Consider the following 4,703-nt stretch of genomic DNA (forward strand, 5'->3'; position numbering starts at 1 on the left):
GACCAAGGTTGATACCCAGGGAGGATTCATGTCTGATATTTCGTTGATGGTGAACGGGAGAAGGGTCAGCGGGGTCGCCGAGGATCGAACGCTGCTGGTTCACTTCCTGCGCGAGAATCTCGGCCTGACCGGCACGCATGTCGGCTGCGACACCTCGCAATGCGGGGCCTGCGTCGTTCATGTCGACGGCAGGGCGGTCAAGTCCTGCTCGATGCTCGCCATCCAGGCCTCAGGGTCGACCGTCGTAACGATCGAAGGCCTTGCCAACGGCGCCGACCTGCATCCCGTGCAGGCCGCCTTCAAGGAACATCACGGCCTGCAATGCGGCTTCTGCACGCCAGGCATGATCATGACGGCAACCGACATGATCGCCCGCCATCCCGAGGGCCTCGACGAGGCGACGGTGCGGGCCGAGCTGGAAGGCAACATCTGTCGCTGCACCGGCTACCACAACATCGTCAAGGCGATCCTCGCCGCATCGAAGACGATGTCGAAGGGGGCCGCCAAGGCCAAAGCGAAACAAGCTGCGTGAACGAAGCAGTAGGTCAGTAAGGCAGTAGGGCAGTAGGGAACCGGAACCAATTTTTCCCCACTGCCGTACTGCCCTACTCACCTACTCCCCCTACAATCTCGGGAGGAATTTCTATGGGTATTGAAGGTGTTGGCGCTCGGGTCGCGCGCAAGGAAGACAAAAGGTTCATCACCGGCGCCGGCCGCTATGTCGACGACATGGTGGTTCCCGGCATGAAGCATGCGGCCTTCGTGCGCAGTCCGCACGCGCATGCGCAGATCAAGAAGATCGACGTCAAGAAGGCGCAAGCCATGCCTGGCGTCATCGGTGTCTTGACCGGTAAGGAACTCAAGGCCGACGGCATCGGCAACCTTATCTGCGGCTGGATGATCCATTCCAAGGATGGTTCGCCGATGAAGATGGGCGCGTGGTCGCCACTGGCCTTCGACAAGGTCCGCTATGTCGGCGACGCAGTGGTCATCGTCGTCGCCGAGACCAAGGGCCAGGCACGCGATGCGGCCGAGGCGGTCGAGATCACCTACAAGGAATTGAAGGCCGTCGTCGATGCTTCCAAAGCAATGGACAAGGGCGCGCCGCAGATCCATCCGGAGGCCGAAAACAACCTGATCTTCGATTGGGACATCGGCAATGCCGACGACACCGCCGCCGCGTTCAAGAAGGCAGCCCATGTCATCAAGATGGACATCATCAACAACCGGCTGGTTCCCAATGCCATGGAGCCGCGCGCGGCTCTCGGCCACTATGACAAGGCCGAGGACCATTACACCTGCTGGACGACGTCGCAGAACCCGCATGTCGCGCGGCTGGTGATGAGCGCCTTCTACAATGTCGCGCCGGAAAACAAGCTGCGCGTCATCGCGCCGGATGTCGGCGGCGGTTTTGGCTCGAAGATCTATATCTATCCGGAAGAGATCGTCTGCCTGTGGGCCTCGAAGAAGACCGGCGTTCCGGTGAAATGGGTGGCTGACCGCACCGAAAGCTTCCTCACCGACGCGCATGGCCGCGACCACCACACCCATGCCGAAATGGCTTTCGACGCGGACCACAGGATCCTTGGCCTCAAGGTCGAAACAAAGGCCAATCTCGGCGCCTACATGTCGCTGTTCTCGTCGGCGACCCCGACCTATCTCTACGCGACGCTGCTGTCGGGCCAGTACAACATCCCGGCGATCCACGCCAATGTGAAGGCGATCTACACCAACACMGCMCCYGTCGATGCCTACCGCGGGGCAGGGCGGCCGGAAGCAACTTTCGTCATGGAACGCATGATGGAAACCGCCGCGCGCCAGTTCGGCGTTTCGCCGGCGGACTTGCGGCGCAAGAATTTCGTCACCACCTTCCCGCACCAGACGCCGGTCATCATGTGTTATGATGCCGGCGACTACGCGGCCTCKCTCGAYGCSGCGATGAAGGCKTCSGAYTATGCCGGCTTTGCCAAGCGCAAGGCYGCSGCSGCCAAGMARGGGCTGCTGCGCGGCATCGGCATGAGCTGCTACATCGAGGCCTGCGGCATCGCGCCGTCGGCGGCGGTCGGCTCGCTCGGCGCCGGCGTCGGCCTGTGGGAATCGGCCGAGGTGCGGGTCAACGCCGTCGGCACGATCGAGGTGCTGACCGGCTCGCACAGCCATGGCCAGGGCCACGAGACGACGTTCGCGCAACTCGTCAATGAGCGCTTCGGCGTGCCGATCGATTCTGTTTCGATCGTCCATGGCGACACCGACAAGGTGCAGATGGGCATGGGCACTTACGGTTCGCGCTCGGGCGCGGTCGGCATGTCGGCCATCGTCAAGGCGCTCGACAAGGTCGAGGCCAAGGCCAAGAAGATCGCAGCCCACCTGCTCGAGGCCGACGAGGGCGACATCGTCATCGAGAACGGCGCGCTGAAGGTTGCCGGTACCGACAAGAACGTGCCGTGGTTCCAGGTGGCGCTTGCCGCCTATACCGCCCACAATCTGCCGGCAGGCATGGAGCCCGGGCTGAAGGAAACGGCCTTTTACGATCCGTCCAATTTCACCTTCCCGGCAGGCTGCTACATCTGCGAGGTCGAAATCGATCCGGAGACCGGAACGACGGAGATCGTGCAGTTCGTGGCGGCCGACGATTTCGGCAACATCATCAATCCGATGATCGTCGAAGGCCAGGTGCATGGCGGCATCGCGCAAGGGATCGGCCAGGCGCTGCTGGAAGGCGCTCACTACGACGCCGGCGGACAGCTGCTGACGGCGAGCTACATGGATTACACCATGCCGCGCGCCGGCGACCTGCCGTCGTTCAAGGTCTCGACCTCGAACACGCCATGTCCGGGCAATCCGTTGGGGATCAAGGGCTGTGGCGAGGCCGGCGCCATCGGCTCGCCGCCGGCGGTGATCAACGCCATCACCGATGCCATCGGCAGCAACGATCTCGCCATGCCAGCATCGCCATCCACCGTGTGGGCAGCGATCCGCGCCACGACGAAGCACTGAGGAGGAAAAGCCATGTACTCGGTCAACTATCACCGTGCCGCCTCGGTCGCTGACGCCGCCAAGCTCGTGAAGAGCGGCGACGCCAGGCTGCTCTCCGGCGGCATGACCTTGATCCCCGCCATGAAGACGCGGCTTGCCGCGCCCTCCGACCTTGTTGATCTGTCACGCATCAAGGATCTGCAGGGGATAAAAGTGTCGGGCAAGACGGTCACYATCGGYGCCGCCACCACGCAYTTCGAYGTTGCCAAYGACGAGAAGCTGCGCAAGGCCTGTCCGGCGCTTGCCCATCTGGCGTCGCTAATCGGCGATCCGGCAGTGCGCCACAAAGGCACGATCGGCGGTTCGATCGCCAACAATGATCCGGCGGCGGACTATCCGGCGGCACTTCTGGCGCTCGGCGCCACCATCGTCACCAACAAGCGCGAAATATCAGCAGACAAGTTCTTCAAGGGGCTGTTCGAAACCTCATTGAAGGATGGCGAGATCGTCACGGCTGTTACCTTMACCGCACCGGCAAAGGCGGCCTACGAAAAATTCCGTAACCCGGCCTCGCGCTATGCGATCGTCGGCGTGTTCGTGGCCAAGGGCAAGGATGGCGTCAGCGTAGCCGTCACCGGTGCCGGCGATGACGGYGTMTTCCGYTCGAARGAGATCGAGGCGGCACTGGCGAAGAATTTCGACGCTGCATCGCTCGCCGGCGTGAAAGTGCCGGCGAAGAACCTGATGAGCGACATCCACGCTTCCGCCGACTACCGCGCCAATCTGATCGCGGTCATGGCCAAGCGTGCCGTGGCAGCTGCCAACGCCTGACGCGAGTCAGCAGTCGTGGACAAGGAGAGGGGCCGTAGTGGCCCCTTTTTCGTCTGTGGCGACCTGTAGCCACCCAATTCCTGGTGGAATCGCCTCAGCGCCCCATCCCGTTGCTTGAAGCAATTCCGGCGCGTGCTCGTCCGGAAACTGCATCAGCGGCAATCTCGCACTTGCACAAACAAATATTGCACTGCAATATGATTTTGGGCGGGAATGCGAGCTGGGTTCGGAGAGCGTATCGCCGTGCCCTTTCGCATGCCAATGCGAAGGGATCGGCATGTCCGAAATTTCCGCGACCCATATGGTTCCGTCCCGATCCGTCGTCGACAGATCGGCCCGGACAAGACTGGCCTATCTCGATGGCTGGCGCGGCCTGTCGATCGCCCTGGTGCTGATCGGGCACTTTTTTCCTGTTCCGGGAATCAATCTTGGCGTGCTGGGCGTCGAATTCTTCTTCGTGCTCAGCGGCCGGCTGATGGGCGAAATCCTGTTCATCGAGCGCTACCCGCTGAAGAAGTTCTTCAAGCGCCGTTTCTCGCGCATCTACCCGGCACTACTGGTGTTCGTCATCGTTGCCATGGTCGCGCTCTCCGGCACGTTCATCGCCTTCAAGTGGAAGGCGGCGCTGACGGCGCTGACATTCACCTACAACTACGCCGGAATTCTTGTCACCCGGGCCGGGGCGCTGGACCATATCTGGTCGCTTTGCGTCGAGGAGCATGCCTACATCATCCTGGCGCTGATCAGCGCACTCGTCTCCAGCCGCAACCGCGTCATCCCGCTGCTGGTGGCGCTGGCCTTGCTCGCCATGGCCAACGGCGCGATTTCGTACTGGGTGTTCAAGTTGGACTACGAGGCCACTTACTGGCGCACCGATGTGCACATCGCTTCGATCC

General features: G+C 62.1%; 4 protein-coding genes. All 4 read left to right on the forward strand.

The genetic code is table 11. The features are described from left to right. Window positions 1-28 precede the first annotated feature (28 nt). Window positions 29-532 (forward strand): (2Fe-2S)-binding protein, encoded by a 504-nt coding sequence (locus AC1DX0_RS31340; RefSeq protein ID WP_477222238.1) that lies wholly within the window; start codon window positions 29-31, stop codon window positions 530-532. Window positions 533-645: 113 nt separating this feature from the next. Next, a complete protein-coding gene (locus tag AC1DX0_RS31345; protein ID WP_477358304.1) occupies window positions 646-2,997 on the forward strand; it encodes a xanthine dehydrogenase family protein molybdopterin-binding subunit in 2,352 nt (783 codons plus the stop codon). A gap of 12 nt (window positions 2,998-3,009) precedes the next feature. Continuing rightward, window positions 3,010-3,807 carry an FAD binding domain-containing protein gene (locus tag AC1DX0_RS31350; RefSeq protein WP_477358306.1) on the forward strand — a complete coding sequence of 266 codons (798 nt, stop codon included), beginning with the start codon at window positions 3,010-3,012 and terminating at the stop codon, window positions 3,805-3,807. Between the two features lie 277 nt (window positions 3,808-4,084). Next, the coding region (locus tag AC1DX0_RS31355; RefSeq protein WP_477358308.1) for an acyltransferase family protein at window positions 4,085-4,703 on the forward strand (619 nt) is incomplete at its 3' end.

Source organism: Mesorhizobium sp. P3_A9 (assembly GCF_056402975.1).

What these genes read in the sequence shown, in the direction of transcription:
- AC1DX0_RS31340 (WP_477222238.1), top strand. Translation starts at nt 29, where the DNA reads ATGTCTGATATTTCGTTGATGGTGAACGGGAGAAGGGTCAGCGGGGTC.